The organism is Rhodococcus sp. NPDC060090 (assembly GCF_042729855.1).
Lineage (GTDB): Bacteria > Actinomycetota > Actinomycetes > Mycobacteriales > Mycobacteriaceae > Rhodococcus.
This window is the reverse complement of sequence record NZ_JBHWXB010000012.1, coordinates 1-13957: the sequence shown is the minus strand read 5'-3', so window position 1 is coordinate 13957 and position 13957 is coordinate 1. Positions and strand designations below refer to the sequence as shown.

16 protein-coding genes are annotated in these 13957 nt (G+C 68.4%); 10 read left to right on the top strand and 6 right to left on the bottom strand.

Annotated features, from left to right (window positions below):
- Positions 1 to 26: 26 nt before the first annotated feature.
- Together arsD and ACFWCF_RS17155 are read right to left on the bottom strand one after the other, a co-directional pair.
- Positions 27 to 419, bottom strand: a complete 393-nt coding sequence (gene arsD / locus ACFWCF_RS17160; protein ID WP_378563596.1) for an arsenite efflux transporter metallochaperone ArsD — start codon at positions 417 to 419, stop codon at positions 27 to 29.
- Positions 420 to 476: 57 nt separating this feature from the next.
- Positions 477 to 899 carry a low molecular weight phosphatase family protein gene (locus tag ACFWCF_RS17155; RefSeq protein ID WP_378563593.1) on the bottom strand — a complete coding sequence of 141 codons (423 nt, stop codon included), beginning with the start codon at positions 897 to 899 and terminating at the stop codon, positions 477 to 479.
- A 53-nt stretch (positions 900 to 952) separates the two neighbouring features.
- Between ACFWCF_RS17155 and ACFWCF_RS17150 the strand changes: the two genes are divergently transcribed.
- From ACFWCF_RS17150 to ACFWCF_RS17135, 4 genes are read left to right on the top strand one after another with little or no spacing between them, the layout of a single operon-like run.
- Entirely contained in the window at positions 953 to 1360 is a 408-nt protein-coding gene (locus tag ACFWCF_RS17150) for an ArsR/SmtB family transcription factor (protein ID WP_378563590.1), read from the top strand.
- 32 nt (positions 1361 to 1392) lie between these two features.
- Entirely contained in the window at positions 1393 to 2433 is a 1041-nt protein-coding gene (arsB, locus tag ACFWCF_RS17145; protein ID WP_378564051.1) for an ACR3 family arsenite efflux transporter, read from the top strand.
- 25 nt (positions 2434 to 2458) lie between these two features.
- Positions 2459 to 3109 (top strand): three-helix bundle dimerization domain-containing protein, encoded by a 651-nt coding sequence (locus ACFWCF_RS17140; RefSeq protein WP_378564048.1) that lies wholly within the window; start codon positions 2459 to 2461, stop codon positions 3107 to 3109.
- A gap of 27 nt (positions 3110 to 3136) precedes the next feature.
- The gene (locus ACFWCF_RS17135; RefSeq protein ID WP_064063742.1) at positions 3137 to 3571 is read left to right on the top strand and encodes an arsenate reductase ArsC; all 435 of its coding nucleotides are present in this window, start codon (positions 3137 to 3139) and stop codon (positions 3569 to 3571) included.
- Positions 3572 to 3706: 135 nt separating this feature from the next.
- Here the strand turns inward: ACFWCF_RS17135 and ACFWCF_RS17130 are convergent, their stop codons facing one another.
- Together ACFWCF_RS17130 and ACFWCF_RS17125 are read right to left on the bottom strand one after the other, a co-directional pair.
- Positions 3707 to 4852 (bottom strand): cell wall metabolism sensor histidine kinase WalK, encoded by a 1146-nt coding sequence (locus tag ACFWCF_RS17130; protein WP_064063741.1) that lies wholly within the window; start codon positions 4850 to 4852, stop codon positions 3707 to 3709.
- Positions 4849 to 5625 (bottom strand): response regulator transcription factor, encoded by a 777-nt coding sequence (locus ACFWCF_RS17125; protein WP_084421683.1) that lies wholly within the window; start codon positions 5623 to 5625, stop codon positions 4849 to 4851. Before ACFWCF_RS17125 ends, ACFWCF_RS17130 begins: the two co-directional genes overlap by 4 nt.
- A 127-nt stretch (positions 5626 to 5752) precedes the next feature.
- On the opposite strand from ACFWCF_RS17125, the gene ACFWCF_RS17120 reads away from it, so the two are divergent.
- From ACFWCF_RS17120 to ACFWCF_RS17100, 5 genes are all read left to right on the top strand, one after another.
- Positions 5753 to 6040, top strand: coding sequence for an SHOCT domain-containing protein (locus ACFWCF_RS17120; protein WP_064063740.1), 288 nt, complete (start codon positions 5753 to 5755; stop codon positions 6038 to 6040).
- On the top strand, positions 6033 to 7550 hold the full coding sequence (locus ACFWCF_RS17115) for a multicopper oxidase family protein (protein WP_064063739.1): 1518 nt from the start codon (positions 6033 to 6035) through the stop codon (positions 7548 to 7550). The genes ACFWCF_RS17120 and ACFWCF_RS17115 overlap by 8 nt, the downstream gene beginning before the upstream one ends.
- A 77-nt stretch (positions 7551 to 7627) precedes the next feature.
- Entirely contained in the window at positions 7628 to 8347 is a 720-nt protein-coding gene (locus tag ACFWCF_RS17110; RefSeq protein ID WP_378563584.1) for a DUF305 domain-containing protein, read from the top strand.
- Between the two features lie 49 nt (positions 8348 to 8396).
- The gene (locus tag ACFWCF_RS17105; RefSeq protein WP_084421671.1) at positions 8397 to 10544 is read left to right on the top strand and encodes a copper-translocating P-type ATPase; all 2148 of its coding nucleotides are present in this window, start codon (positions 8397 to 8399) and stop codon (positions 10542 to 10544) included.
- A 39-nt stretch (positions 10545 to 10583) separates the two neighbouring features.
- On the top strand, positions 10584 to 11423 hold the full coding sequence (locus ACFWCF_RS17100) for a F510_1955 family glycosylhydrolase (RefSeq protein WP_064063736.1): 840 nt from the start codon (positions 10584 to 10586) through the stop codon (positions 11421 to 11423).
- 73 nt (positions 11424 to 11496) lie between these two features.
- Here ACFWCF_RS17100 and ACFWCF_RS17095 read toward each other — a convergent pair whose 3' ends face one another.
- On the bottom strand, positions 11497 to 11829 hold the full coding sequence (locus ACFWCF_RS17095) for a thioredoxin family protein (protein ID WP_245207826.1): 333 nt from the start codon (positions 11827 to 11829) through the stop codon (positions 11497 to 11499).
- Positions 11826 to 12713, bottom strand: a complete 888-nt coding sequence (locus ACFWCF_RS17090) for a metalloregulator ArsR/SmtB family transcription factor (RefSeq protein ID WP_064063735.1) — start codon at positions 12711 to 12713, stop codon at positions 11826 to 11828. The genes ACFWCF_RS17095 and ACFWCF_RS17090 overlap by 4 nt, the downstream gene beginning before the upstream one ends.
- A gap of 100 nt (positions 12714 to 12813) precedes the next feature.
- Between ACFWCF_RS17090 and ACFWCF_RS17085 the strand changes: the two genes are divergently transcribed.
- On the top strand, positions 12814 to 13957 hold a 1144-nt coding region (locus ACFWCF_RS17085), incomplete at its 3' end, for an FAD-dependent oxidoreductase (RefSeq protein ID WP_378563578.1).

Sequence of the window (13957 nt, the reverse complement as noted above, 5' to 3'; positions counted from 1 at the left end):
GGCGGGCGGGATACGGATCTACATGGTCAGCAGCAGGTGGACTCGCCCGGTGTGCAGCAGGAGTCGTTGTCGTCGGCGAGCCCGAGCATGGTCACGCCGGACGGCGGCGCGGGTACCTCGAGGCCGGCCCAGGTGGCGAGTTCGGTGCGGGTCGGGTAGCGGCCGGTAGCGACGGTGACGTCGTCGACGAGCACGAGCGGCAGCCCGTCGGATCCGGCGAGTTCGAGGAATTTCTTGACGGTCTCGTTGTGGGCGAACGAGAGTGGGTCGTTGGCCAGGTTGTGGCGGGTGATGGTGGCGCCCTGCTCGGTCAGCGCGGCCATGTCGGCGGTGAAGGTGACCAGGTTCTGGTCGAGGTCCTCGCCGCACACGCCGGTGTTGCAGCACAGGGCCGGTTCGAAGACTGCGATGGTGCTCATAGGTATCAGGTATTCCTTCAGTGCTCGAGGGCGAACAGAGTTCCGGGACGAACTCGGTTATCGGGCGTCGGCGTCGGAAAGCAGCCGGGTAGCGAGGTCCTCGACGCGGACGGCGATGTCGTCGCGGACCAGGCGCATCCGCTCGATGCCGTCGATGCCGCGTTCGGACGGCTCATCGGTGTCCCAGTTCTCCACGCGTACCCCGGTGGGCGCATCGACGTGGGCTTCGCCGCCGAGGGTGACCACCAGGTCGACTTCGGTGAGGAGCTGCGGGTCGATCGGCTTGGGATACTCGCCTGCGGTGGGGGCGCCGACCTCGCCGAGGACCTGCATCGACAGTGCGTTCAGCGACGATCCGGGCGTGGTGCCGGCGGAATGGACGGCGATCCGGTCGCCTGTGGTCTTACGCATGAGGGCGGCCGCCATCTGGGATTTGCCGCCGTTCTTGACGCACACGAACAGCACCGAAGCAGTGGGCACGTGGAGGTCCCTTCCCGTTTGACGACTGGATTGATAACAGTCAATATAGACGCATGTCGAATCAGCTGTCGAGTGAGGCCGAGCCGTGCTGCCCGCCGCTCGCCCGTGAGCCGCTCACCTCGGATTGGGCCACCGACCTGGCCCGCATGTTCAAGGCCCTCGGTGATCCGGTGCGGCTGCGCATGCTCAGCATGATCGCCAGCCACCAGGGCGGCGAGAGCTGTGTGTGCGACATCAGCCCCGCGTTCGATCTGTCGCAACCGACCATCTCGCATCACCTCAAGGTGCTGCGTGAAGCCGGACTTCTCGACTGTGAGCGCCGCGGCACCTGGGTGTACTACCGGGTGATCCCCGCCGCCCTCGAGCAACTGTCCGCGGTGCTCGCCACCGAATCCGGGGTGTTGCCCGGTTCGGCCTGCACCTGCGCACCGGCCGAACCTTTCGAGGAGGCCGTCTCGTGACCACCACTGAACACCGGTCCGTCGCCGGCAAGATGTCGGTCCTCGACCGGTTCCTGGCCGTGTGGATCGGCATCGCCATGGTCGTCGGTCTGCTGCTCGGCCGCCTGATCCCTGGGCTCGGGGACGCGTTGAGCGTCATCGAGATCGACAACATTTCCCTGCCGATCGCGCTGGGCCTGTTGATCATGATGTATCCGGTGCTTGCGAAGGTGCGCTACGACCGCCTCGACACCGTCACGGGCGATCGCAAGCTGTTGATCTCGTCGCTGATCCTCAACTGGGTGCTCGGCCCGGCGCTGATGTTCGCCCTCGCCTGGCTACTGCTGCCCGACCTGCCCGAATACCGCACCGGCCTGATCATCGTCGGCCTGGCCCGCTGCATCGCGATGGTCATCATCTGGAACGACCTCGCGTGCGGCGACCGCGAAGCCGCCGCCGTACTGGTCGCGATCAACTCCGTCTTCCAGGTGATCATGTTCGCCGTCCTCGGCTGGTTCTACCTGTCGATCCTGCCCGGCTGGCTCGGACTCGAACAGACCACCCTCGACGTCTCCCCGTGGCAGATCGCGAAATCGGTGCTGATCTTCCTCGGCATCCCTCTGGTCGCCGGCTTCTTGACCCGCCACTTCGGCGAGAAAGCCAAGGGCCGCCAGTGGTATGAGGACACGTTCCTGCCGAAGATCGGACCGTGGGCGCTCTACGGACTGTTGTTCACGATCGTGATCCTGTTCGCCCTGCAGGGTGAACAGATCACCTCGCGGCCGTGGGACGTCGTACGGATCGCGTTGCCGCTGCTCGCGTACTTCATCCTCATGTGGGGTGGTGGGTTCCTGTTCGGTGCTGCGGTCGGCCTGGGTTATGAGCGCACCACCACGTTGGCGTTCACCGCTGCCGGAAACAACTTCGAGCTCGCCATCGCGGTGGCGATCGGCACTTTCGGTGTTACCTCCGGTCAGGCTTTGGCCGGGGTGGTGGGTCCGCTGATCGAGGTGCCCGTCCTCGTGGCTCTGATCTATGTCTCGCTCGCCCTGCGGAAACGTTTTACCCGTTCGCCCGCCCCCGCTGTGTCGTAAGGACCGATCACGTCAGGAGTCGATGATGTCCCAGCACGCTGCCCAGCCGGAACTACTGATGCCTCAGGCGGTGCTGCACCGCGCTGCGGAGCATCTCGCCGAGAAGTATGCCGGGGTGTTCTCGGCGCAGACCGTCGAGCGGATGGTGTTCGAGTCGTATGCGGCGCTGCGGCGCACCGCCAAGATCCACACGCATCTGCCCTCGCTGGCCACCCGCTTCGCCGGTGAACGTCTCACTGCTTTGGCGCAGGCCGAAGGGGCCGTGCCGAAGGATGTGCCGGAGGTGCTGTTCGTGTGCGTGCGCAACAGCGGACGCTCGCAGATGGCCGCGGCATTGCTGGCTCATCACGGCGCGGGGCGGGTGCACGTGCGCTCCGCCGGATCGGCTCCTGCGGCGACGATTCATCCTGTCGTGGTCGAGGCGATGGCCGAGATCGGGCTCAATCTCGGCGGCGAATATCCCAAACCCCTGACCGACGATGTGGTGGCAGCCGCCGATGTGGTGATCACCATGGGGTGCGGCGACGCGTGCGCGGTGTATCCGGGTAAGCGCTACCTCGACTGGTCGTTGCTCGATCCGAACGACGAGTCGCTCGAGACGGTACGCGCCGTCCGCGACGATATCGACACTCGCGTGCAGGCTTTGCTGGCCGAACTCGACACCGTTTCTGCCTGAATTCTCTTCGAAAGGACGTCTGTTTTCATGACCACCGATTCCTCGACCGCACGCACACCCTCGGTGTTGTTCGTGTGTGTGCACAACGCCGGCCGTTCCCAGATGGCCGCGGGATTCCTCACCGCGCTGGCCGGCGACCGGGTCGAGGTCCGTTCCGCAGGCTCCGCACCGGCCGAGCAGGTCAACCCGGCCGCCGTCGAGGCGATGGCCGAGGTGGGTATCGACATTTCCGCGCAGAACCCGAAGATCCTCACCGTCGACGCGGTGCAGGCCTCCGATGTGGTGATCACCATGGGGTGCGGCGACACGTGCCCGGTGTTTCCGGGCAAGTCCTATCGGGATTGGGTGCTCGAGGATCCGGCCGGGCAAGGGGTCGAGGCGGTGCGTCCGATCCGCGACGAGATCAAAGCCAAGGTCGAGGCGCTGATCGCCGAGCTCGTTCCCGACGGCGCCCACGCCTGACAGAGGTGGTCCGTCGGCGCCGACGACAACAAACATGGCGGAGGCGTTCAGTCCCCCAGTCGAGGGCCCGCACTCGGAGGTCGTGAGTCCACGGATTGAGATGTGCCGGATACGGCAACACCGAAGACTCCGAGGTCAGACTGCAATGACGGGCAGTTCGATCGTAAAGCGTGCCCCACGGCCCGGCCCGTCACTGTGTGCTCGGATGCGCCCGTGGTGGGCTTCGACGAGGGCACGGGTGATGGTCAGGCCGATACCGCTGCCGCCGTGTCGGCGATCGCGGGCAGTATCGGCGCGGTAGAAGCGATCGAAGAGGTGGTCGAGGTGCTCAGGAGCAATGCCCTCACCGGTGTCGGCCACCGTGATCTCCACCCGATCGCGGTTCGCTCGTCTGCTGGTGACCGTGACCGTGCCGCCACAAGCGGTGTGGCGCAGGGCATTGTCGAGCAGGTTGCCCAGGACCTGCCCGAGCCGGTCGGGATCGACCGACACGACCATCGAGTCGGTGATCCGGCTGTGCAGTGCGACGCCTTTGCTCTCGTACCGTTCGCGCACCGCATCGACCGCGGCGGTGACCAGGGCGCCGGTGGTGGTGGGCACCGGCCGGATGCGGGTGAGGTGTTCTTCGGCGCGCGAGACCGCGGTGATGTCCTGGGCGAGACGACCCAGCCGGTGGGTGGCGGCGCGGAGGATCTGTCGGGTGTCGTCGTCGAGGGTGCGGACGCCGTCGTCGAGGGCTTCGAGGTAGGAGTCGAGGGTAGCGATCGGGGTGCGCATCTCGTGGCCGAGATCGGCGAGCATCCGGCGGCGGGTGGCCTCGGTGGCCTCGAGGCGGCGGGCGAGTTCGTTGACGGTCAGGGCAAGGTCGTCGAATTCGCGGCCGAGACCGGGGCTGGACACGCGAGTGTCGTACCGGCCGCCGGCGATCCGGGCGGTCGAGGTGGTCACCGCGGTCAACGAGCGTTGAACACGGCGGGTGATATACCAGCTCACCGCCAACGCCAGCAGCACCGCGACCGCGACCGCCAGACCCCACGCCAGGACGATCGCCCAGGCGAACGCCTCTTCGACATGGGCGGCCTGACTCGAGTTGTGGTCGATGCCGGCCTGACCGAGGTGATCATGGAAGATGCCGGGCGCGAGGGCGGAAGCGACGAGCCAGGCGCTGACGGCGCAGCCGACCACCACCACGGTCAAGGCGAGGAACAGCCGGGTGCCGAAACTCGACCCGGCCAGTGCCCGCCGTACCGACCCTCGTGGAGCGGGGCTCTGGGGATTCATGCTCCGGTGCCCATCCGGTAGCCCACACCGCGGACGGTGCGCACGTAGCGGCCGCGGACGACATCGTCGCCGAGTTTGCGGCGCAGATGACCGATGTGCACGTCGACCAGGTGGTCGTCGCCGGTCCAGCTCGGCCCCCACACCGCCTCGATCAACTGGGCACGGGTCAGCACAACACCGGGATCGCGGGCCAGGGCGGCCAGGACGTCGAATTCGGTGCGGGTCAAGGACACCGGCAGCCCGGCGACGGTGACTTCCCGTCCGTCCACATCGATGACCAGGTCCCCGACGCTGCGGATCAGGCCGGGGGCGGCCTCGGCCGGTGCGGCGATACCGGTGCGGGGACGGCGCAGCATGGCCTGGATGCGGGCCATCAATTCGCGGGGGCTGAACGGTTTGCTCATGTAGTCATCCGCGCCCACGGACAACCCGATGAGGGTATCGATTTCTTCGGTGCGGGCGGTGAGCATCACGACATAAGCGTCGGAGAAGGTCCGCAGTTGCCGGCACACCTCAACCCCGTCCAGATGAGGCAGCCCCAGATCGAGGACCACGACATCGGGGTCGACCTGCCGGGCGAGGGTGACGGCGTCGGCGCCGTCACCGGTAATCGCGGTCTCGAACCCGTCGCGTTCGAGATACGAGCCGATCAGGTTCGCCAACGGTGCCTCGTCCTCGACGACCATCGCCCGCAACCCGGTCGACGGGCGCGGCGGCGCCGCAGGATCGCTGGTCGCGGTGGGAGTGCGAGCGGAGGAGTCCATGGTGTCCATCTTCACCAGCGGGCACCACTGTCGACGATGCCGTGGGGCTTCTTGAGCAAATCTTCATACGACCTCCACAGGAATCCAGGGGTAGGCACACCAGGCTGAAGGCACGAACCGGAGAAAGGAGGCGACCATGATGGGCTGGGCAGGTGAGCTGACCTGGACCGGATGGATCGTCATGGCCGTGTGCATGTTCGCATTCTGGGCGGTGGTGATCTATCTGGTGGCCATGATGTTCCGCACCGACCGCGCAAACGGGCCTGGCCGCACCAGCCCGGAGTCCGATCCGCTGCGGCTGCTCGAGGCGCGGTTCGCCCGCGGTGACATCGACTCCGAGGAATTCGTGGCCCGTCGCCGGCTGCTGATGCACCCCGGCGACACCACGTCGGTCGAGCACCGGCGGGGGCAGGTTCATGACTGAACTCGGCCGTCGATCCTTCCTTCTCGGATCAATACTTGCCGGAGCCGGAGTCCTGATGGCCTGTTCCGGGTCGGGCTCACCGACCGGCGCCCCCGTGCAGCCCTCGTCGACTGCGGTGCGCCGTCTCGAGCAACAACGCCGTCGCCCGGGTCAGCAGATGGTCTCGGCGCGGTTGACGCCGCGTCCGGTCGAGGTGGACCTCGGCGGGCGCATCGTCTCGACCTGGGGATACGACGACACTCTTCCTGGTCCGCTGGTGCGTGCCCGCGCCGGGGATCTGCTGCGGGTGGACGTGGACAACCAGCTGCCGGCGCAGACGAGTGTGCATTGGCATGGGCTGGCGTTGAGCAACGACATGGACGGAGTGCCCGGGCTGACCCAGGACCCGATCGCCGCCGGGGCGCGGTTCGCCTACGAGTTCACCGTCCCGGATCCGGGCACGTACTTCTACCACTCGCATTCGGGATTGCAGCTCGATCGCGGCCTCTACGGCGCCCTGATCATCGACGATCCGAATGAGCCCGGCGACTATGACCACGAGTGGATCGTGGTGCTCGACGACTGGCTCGACGGCACCGGCCGCACCCCCGACGATGTGGCCCGCGACCTCGGCATCGGCGCCACCGGCGAGAGTGGCGACGCCTCGATGGGCGGGATGGACCACGGCGCCATGGGCGGTATGGGCGGGATGGATATGGGGGCGGAGACGATGCTCTCCCCGCTGCTCGGCGGCGCCGGGGACGTGAGCTATCCGCTTTTCCTGGTCGGCGGACGGGTCCCGGAGGATCCGATGGTCTTGACCGCGACACCCGGGCAGCGGGCACGGATCCGGTTCATCAACGCCGGCGCGGACACCGCGTTCCGCGTCGCGCTCGGTGGGCACCGGATGACCGTGACCCACACCGACGGCTTCCCCGTCGTGCCGCACGACACCGATGCGCTGCTGCTCGGCATGGGTGAGCGTGTCGATGTGCTCGTCACCCTCGGCGACGGCGTCTTCCCCCTGTTCGCGCAGGCCGAAGGCAAGACCGGGCACGGGCAGGCGCTGGTGCGCACCGCCACCGGCGCGCTGCCCGCACAGACCCGCCCGGGCGAGCTGGACCGGCAGGTGCTGCTCGGCACCGACCTCGCGCCCCGGGACTATGTGCGCCTGGCTGAGAAGGAACACGATGTGTATCACAGCGTGGACATGGGAGGGACCATGTCGCCGTACCGGTGGACCCTCAACGGCCGCGCCCACCCCGACATCCCGCCGCTGAACGTGGCCGAAGGGCAGCGGGTGCGCATGCGGATGCGGAACATGTCGGACATGTTCCACCCGATGCACCTGCACGGCCACACCTTCGCGCTCACCGACACCGGCCTGCGCAAGGACACCGTCACGATCGGGCCGATGCGCACCGTGGAGATCGAATTCGACACCGACAACCCGGGCCAGTGGGCGCTGCACTGCCACAACGCGTATCACCAGGAAGCCGGAATGATGACCACCGTGTCCTACCTGGCCTAGTCCGGGGTGCGCCGGCTGCGGGGATACCCCGTCGTTGGTTCACCTGGGCTCTGACCGTTCGAGGAAAGGATCCACTCATGAACAAGAAGACTCTCGCCGTCGGCGCCATGGCGCTCGCGGTGGTGTTCACCGCAGCCGCGTGCAGCGACTCCGACACCGGCACCACCGCCGCCACATCGAGCGCCACCACCTCGGCCACCACCTCCGCCGCCGACGACACGGCACCGCACAATCAATCCGATGTGATGTTCGCGCGCATGATGATCCCGCACCATGCCCAGGCGATCGAGATGAGCGACATGCTCCTCGCCAAAGAAGGTATCCCCGAGGAGGTGACCGCCCTGGCCGAACAGATCAAGGCCGCCCAAGGCCCGGAGATCGATGAGATGAACTCCTGGCTCGAACAGTGGGGCGAACCGCAGATGCCGGGTGGCATGCCCGGGCCGGGGCACAACATGCCCGGAATGACCTCCATGCCCATGACCTCTATGCCCGGTATGGGCCGCGGCATGCCCGATTCGGACGACATGCCCGGTATGGGTGGCATGGGCGGCATGGGCGGCATGGGCGGCATGATGAGCGCGCAGGATATGCAGGCTCTGTCCGACGCGCAGGGCACCGAGGCCACCCGTCTGTTCCTGACCCACATGATCACCCACCACGAAGGGGCGATCGACATGGCCGAAGCCGTGATCCGAGACGGGCAGTACCCCGACGCCGTCGAGATGGCCCGCACCATCGTCGAGACCCAGCAGCGGGAGATCGAGACCATGCGCCAGTTGCTGACCACCCTGTAACCGGTACCACCCGGTTTCCACTCGGCCCGCCACCCCAGGAGGCTTTGCGATGTCGCACCCGCAGCACGGACACCCCCACCCGGACCCGGCGCCCGCCGGACACGTTCACGGCGCCGAGGTCCAGAGCCCGCCCCCCGACGAGCATGATGCTCACGCCGGGCCGGGTGAGCACACCGGGCACGATGGTCACGATCGGCATGCCGGGCACGGGGCACACGGAGAAATGTTCCGCCGCCGGTTCTGGGTGTCGCTGGTGCTGTCGATACCGGTGGTGTTCTTCAGTCACATGGTCGCCGACCTGCTCGGCTACACCATGCCGAATTTCCCTGGGGCCATATGGATTCCCCCGGTGCTGGGCACGGTGATCTTCGTTTACGGCGGCATGCCGTTCCTCACCGGCGGCTGGGCCGAACTCCGCTCACGCCGGCCCGGGATGATGCTGCTGATCGCCATGGCGATCAGCGTCGCGTTCCTCGCCTCGTGGGTCACCACTTTGGGTCTCGGCGGGTTCAACCTGGACTTCTGGTGGGAACTGGCCCTGCTGATCGTGATCATGCTGCTCGGGCATTGGCTCGAGATGCGTGCCCTCGGCTCGGCCTCCGGCGCCCTCGACGCGCTCGCCGCGATGCTGCCGGACACCGCCGAGAAAATCACCGAGACCGGCACCACCGACGTGCCCTTGTCGGAACTGGCGCTCGGGGATCTGGTGCTCGTGCGCGCCGGAGCCCGGGTGCCCGCCGACGGCACCGTCACCGACGGCCGCGCCGAGGTCGACGAATCGATGATCACCGGCGAATCCAAGGCGGTCACCCGCGAAGTGGGTGACACGGTGGTCGCCGGCACCGTCGCGACCGACAGCGCCCTGCGGGTGCGCATCACCGCGGTCGGCGAGAACACCGCCCTGGCCGGCATCCAGCGGATGGTCGCCGACGCGCAGGCCTCCTCGTCCCGTGCCCAGGCGCTGGCGGACAAGGCCGCGGCGTTCCTGTTCTACTTCGCCACCATCGCCGGCGTCCTCACCTTCGCGGTCTGGACGCTGCTCGTCGGTAACGTCGACGAAGCGGTGGTGCGCACCGTCACCGTGCTCGTCATCGCCTGCCCCCACGCTCTCGGATTGGCGATCCCTTTGGTGATCGCGATTTCCACCGAACGCGCCGCCAAATCGGGGGTGCTGGTCAAGGACCGGCTCTCGCTCGAACGCATGCGCACCGTCGATGTGGTGCTGTTCGACAAGACCGGCACCTTGACCCAGGGTCGGCATCAGGTCACCGGTGTGGTCGCCACGGCCGGCACCTCCGAAGAAGACCTGTTGGCGCTCGCTGCGGCGGTCGAGGCCGACAGCGAGCACCCCGTTGCCCGAGCCATCGTCGCCGCTGCGGAAACTCGGGTCCCGGCCGCCGCGCAGGTCACCGCCACCGACTTTCGGTCCTTGCCCGGCCGCGGGGTCCGCGCGCTCGTCGACGACACCGAGGTGACGGTCGGCGGACCGGCCATGCTGGCCGACCGGCACCTGTCGGTGCCCGAGGACATCACCGCGGTCACTGCCGGATGGGTCCGGCGCGGGGCCTCGGTACTGCATCTGGCCCACGGGGACCGGGTGCTCGGTGCCGTCGCGCTCGAAGATGCCGTGCGCGAAGAATCCCGTCAGGCCATCGATGCCCTGCACGCCCGTGGGGTCAAGGTCGCCATGATCACCGGCGACGCCCGGCAGGTCGCCGACGCGGTGGCCGCCGACCTCGGGATCGACGAGGTGTTCGCCGAGGTGCTGCCCGAGCACAAGGACGCCAAGGTCACCGAACTACAGAATCGCGGGCACAAGGTTGCGATGGTCGGGGACGGGGTCAACGACGCCCCCGCATTGGCCCGCGCCGATGTCGGTGTCGCGATCGGTGCCGGCACCGATGTGGCCATCGAATCCGCCGGGGTCGTGCTGGCGGCGAACGATCCGCGGGCGGTGCTGTCGATCATCGCACTCTCGCATGCCAGCTACCGCAAGATGTGGCAGAACCTGGTGTGGGCCACCGGCTACAACGTCATCGCCGTGCCACTGGCCGCCGGGGTGCTGGCCTTCGCCGGGGTTGCGATCTCCCCCGCGGTCGCCGCGATCCTCATGTCCGTCTCGACCATCGTCGTGGCGCTCAACGCCCAACTGTTGCGCCGCCTCGACCTCGACCCCACCCGTCTGGCTCGTACCTGAACCGCCGTCCGATCGATCCGAAACGAGTTCCTTCTTCTCATGTCGAGTTTTTCCCTGCGCCGGTGGGCGCGTGTCCTGGTGCCTGTTGCTGCGGTGGCTGTGCTCGCCGGCTGTGCGACCGGTGAACAATCCACCACGACCACCGAGCCGGCGGCGGTCTCGGAGGTGCCCGGCGTCGCGTTGGAACCGGCCCTCGATCATCTGCACGGTCTGCACCTCGATTCCGGCGGTGTGGTGCTGGCCGGTACCCACACCGGCCTCGTCGAGATCGCCGACAACGGGCGCACCACCCGCGTCGGCGTCTCCGACGACGACTTCATGGGACTGACCGGGGCGCCGGGCACCGACCGTCTGTTCGCCTCCGGGCATCCGGGGGCGTCGAGTTCGGCGCCGAATCCGCTGGGGCTGATCGACAGCACTGATGGCGGCCACACCTGGATACCCAAATCCTTGAGCGGCGAGGTGGATTTTCACGCCTTGGCCACCGACGGTGAGCTGCTGGTCGGCTTCGACGGCGTCACCGGATTGCTGACCTCCACCGACGGCGGCAGCAGCTGGACCGCGGGCGCCCCGGTGGCCGCGGCCGCCCTCGCCGTCACCGACGCCGGGGTGTGGGCGACCACTACCGCCGGGTTGCAGCACAGCATCGACGGCGGGCTCACCTTCGCCGTGGTGCCGGACGCCCCACCGCTGGCGTTGCTGTCCGCGGCGCCGGATGGCTCGTTGTGGGGTATCGACACCGCCGGCACCGCGTGGCGTAGCCGCACCGGCCAGGCTTGGGAGCCACGCGCGGTGCTCGGGCCGGTCGAGGCAGTGCTGGCCGTCGACTTCGACACCGCCTACGCCGCGACCGCCCAGATGCTCTATCCGCTGAACTGACCCCGGAGGAGCATGCTCACTCCGCGACGGTGAACCCTCGAGTCGACTCGAAGGTCAAGCCGATACCCGGTCTCTACCGGTGTTCGGCCTGCCGCAGCACGGTGATCAGATCGGCGGTGCTCGGGACACCCCCGTGCCCGTCGGCGGTGCGGTAGACGCGGCACGTCAATCCGACGCCCTCGGTGGGGCCGAACGGATCGGTCCCGTCGATGCGGATGGTCGGGGATCCGGGGAAGGCGACGCGCTCGGCGGCCTCCGGGGTCTCGATACGGCGCAGCCGGATCGGGGTACCGGCGTTGCCGGTCGCTGCCAGGGCCTCGGCGAGGCGGTCGCGCATCAGCTCCCAGTTCGGGCAGCCGTCGAAGTACGGCAGTTCGATGTCCATCTCCACCCGATTCGCTCTCACTGGTTCTCGGTGGCGGGAACGGCCTCGGAGCGGCGTTCGAGCAGCACGGTGTCGCGCCAGATGCCGTCGAGCCGGCCGATGCGTTCGCGCACCCCCACGGTGCGGAAACCCGCCGAATGGTGCAGCGCCAGGCTGGCCCGGTTCTCCGGGAAAATCGAGGTCTGCAGCGTCCACAATCCGCCCTGATCGGCGGCGATGACCTGGGTGCGCAGCAGGGCCTTGCCGACGCCGCGCCCGCGCATGCCGTCGCCGACATACACCGAATTTTCGGCCACCCCCCGATAGCACTCGCGGTTCGATACCGGGCTCAAGGCTGCCCAGCCGACGACCTGTCCGTCGATCTCGGCGACCCAGCGATGCTCGGGCAACCACTGGTGCTCGAGGTGGTCGCGGCTGGGGACTTCGGTGGTGAACGTCGCGGCGCCGGTGGCGATGCCGTCGGCGTAGATGCGGCGCACCGCCTCCCAGTCACCGCCTGCGAGTGGGCGCACGGCCACGTCGGCGGGGACGTCCTCGGGGCAGCACGGGCGGGCGGTGAGCACCCCCATGACCGCATCGGCGGCACTGGGCAGGTCGCTGCAGCAGCTCGGGTTGATCCGCACCACGGTGCTGGTGCCCTGTTTGCCGGTGGTGACGAAGCCGACGTCGGCGAGTTTGCGGACGTGATGGGAGATGGTGGGCTGGCCGATCCCAAGCCTGTCGGCGAGCTCGCCGACGGTGATGCCGGACGGATGCGCGGCAACGTGGTGCAGCAGCCGCACCCGCGTGGGTTCGGCCAGGCAGGCGAACCATCCGGCGTAGGTGGCCGCGTCCTGCGGGCTCAGGGCGTCGAGGTCCACCTCCGCGCCGGGGGTCGCCGTGATCGGTAGACCGAGTGCTGTCATACCCCCACTATATCGATCGGCATCGATGGTTGCATACATCGACGACCATCGATACTCTGACAGCAGATTAGATCGATACCCATCGATGAAAGGATCTGTCATGAGCGAGTTGCCCATTGTCGTCGTCGGAGCGGGACCGATCGGCCTGGCCGCCGCCGCCCACCTGCGCGAACGCGGCCTCGAACCGCTGGTGCTCGAACGCGGCGACGCCGCCGGAGCCGCCATCACGCAATGGCACAGCGTCCGCACCTTCTCCCGCTGGGCCGAACTGATCGACCCCGCCGCCCGCCGCCTCCTCGACACCACCGGCTGGACCGCGCCCGAGGACGACGCCTACCCCACCGGCCAGGACTGGGCCGGGCAGTACCTGACCCCACTGGCGGATGCTCTCGGTGACGCGGTCCGCCTCGATCACGAGGTCGTCGGCATCGCTCGCCGCGGCCGCGACCGCATCGTCGACGCCGGCCGCGACACCGAACCCCTGTCGGTGCACGTGCGCCACCGCGACGGCACGGAAACCCGCCTGCTCGCCCGCGCCGTCCTCGATGCCTCCGGCACCTGGGGCACTCCCAACCCGCTCGGCGGCGAAGGCCTGCCCGCCCTCGGGGAACGCGCCGCAGCCGAGAAGATCACTTACCGCGTCCCCGACCTGGGCGACGATGCGGTGCGCGACCGCTACGCCGGCCGGCACACCGTCATCGCCGGTAGCGGCCACTCGGCACTCAACGCGATCGTGGCGCTGGCCGAGCTCGCCCGCACCGACCCCGGCACCCGGCTGACCTGGGCGGTGCGCCGCGGCGAGGTCGGCGCCGCGTTCGGCGGCGGCCAGGACGACCAACTGCCTGCCCGCGGCGCCCTGGGACTGCGCGCGAAAAAGGCCGTCGACGACGGGCTGCTCACCGTGGTCACCGGGTTCCGCACCGCCGCCGTCGAACCCGCCACCGACGGTCAGGTCGTCATGGTGTCCGATACCGGCGCCCGCCTCGAGGCGGTGGACGAGGTCATCGCCTCGACCGGCTTCCGGCCGGACCTGTCGTGGCTCTCGGAAATCCGTCTCGACCTCGACCCGGTGCTGCAGGCCCCGACCGCGCTCGCCCCGCTGATCGACCCGAACGTGCACTCGTGCGGGACCGTCTACCCGCACGGCGTCGCCGAGCTCACCCACCCCGAACCCGGCTTCTATGTGGTCGGGATGAAGAGCTACGGGCGGGCCCCGACGTTCCTGGCGATGACCGGCTACGAGC

What these genes read in the sequence shown, in the direction of transcription:
- arsD (WP_378563596.1), bottom strand. Translation starts at nt 419, where the DNA reads ATGAGCACCATCGCAGTCTTCGAACCGGCCCTGTGCTGCAACACCGGC.
- ACFWCF_RS17150 (WP_378563590.1), top strand. Translation starts at nt 953, where the DNA reads ATGTCGAATCAGCTGTCGAGTGAGGCCGAGCCGTGCTGCCCGCCGCTC.
- arsB (WP_378564051.1), top strand. Translation starts at nt 1,393, where the DNA reads ATGTCGGTCCTCGACCGGTTCCTGGCCGTGTGGATCGGCATCGCCATG.
- ACFWCF_RS17140 (WP_378564048.1), top strand. Translation starts at nt 2,459, where the DNA reads ATGTCCCAGCACGCTGCCCAGCCGGAACTACTGATGCCTCAGGCGGTG.
- ACFWCF_RS17135 (WP_064063742.1), top strand. Translation starts at nt 3,137, where the DNA reads ATGACCACCGATTCCTCGACCGCACGCACACCCTCGGTGTTGTTCGTG.
- ACFWCF_RS17130 (WP_064063741.1), bottom strand. Translation starts at nt 4,852, where the DNA reads ATGAATCCCCAGAGCCCCGCTCCACGAGGGTCGGTACGGCGGGCACTG.
- ACFWCF_RS17125 (WP_084421683.1), bottom strand. Translation starts at nt 5,625, where the DNA reads ATGGACACCATGGACTCCTCCGCTCGCACTCCCACCGCGACCAGCGAT.
- ACFWCF_RS17120 (WP_064063740.1), top strand. Translation starts at nt 5,753, where the DNA reads ATGATGGGCTGGGCAGGTGAGCTGACCTGGACCGGATGGATCGTCATG.
- ACFWCF_RS17115 (WP_064063739.1), top strand. Translation starts at nt 6,033, where the DNA reads ATGACTGAACTCGGCCGTCGATCCTTCCTTCTCGGATCAATACTTGCC.
- ACFWCF_RS17110 (WP_378563584.1), top strand. Translation starts at nt 7,628, where the DNA reads ATGAACAAGAAGACTCTCGCCGTCGGCGCCATGGCGCTCGCGGTGGTG.
- ACFWCF_RS17105 (WP_084421671.1), top strand. Translation starts at nt 8,397, where the DNA reads ATGTCGCACCCGCAGCACGGACACCCCCACCCGGACCCGGCGCCCGCC.
- ACFWCF_RS17100 (WP_064063736.1), top strand. Translation starts at nt 10,584, where the DNA reads ATGTCGAGTTTTTCCCTGCGCCGGTGGGCGCGTGTCCTGGTGCCTGTT.
- ACFWCF_RS17090 (WP_064063735.1), bottom strand. Translation starts at nt 12,713, where the DNA reads ATGACAGCACTCGGTCTACCGATCACGGCGACCCCCGGCGCGGAGGTG.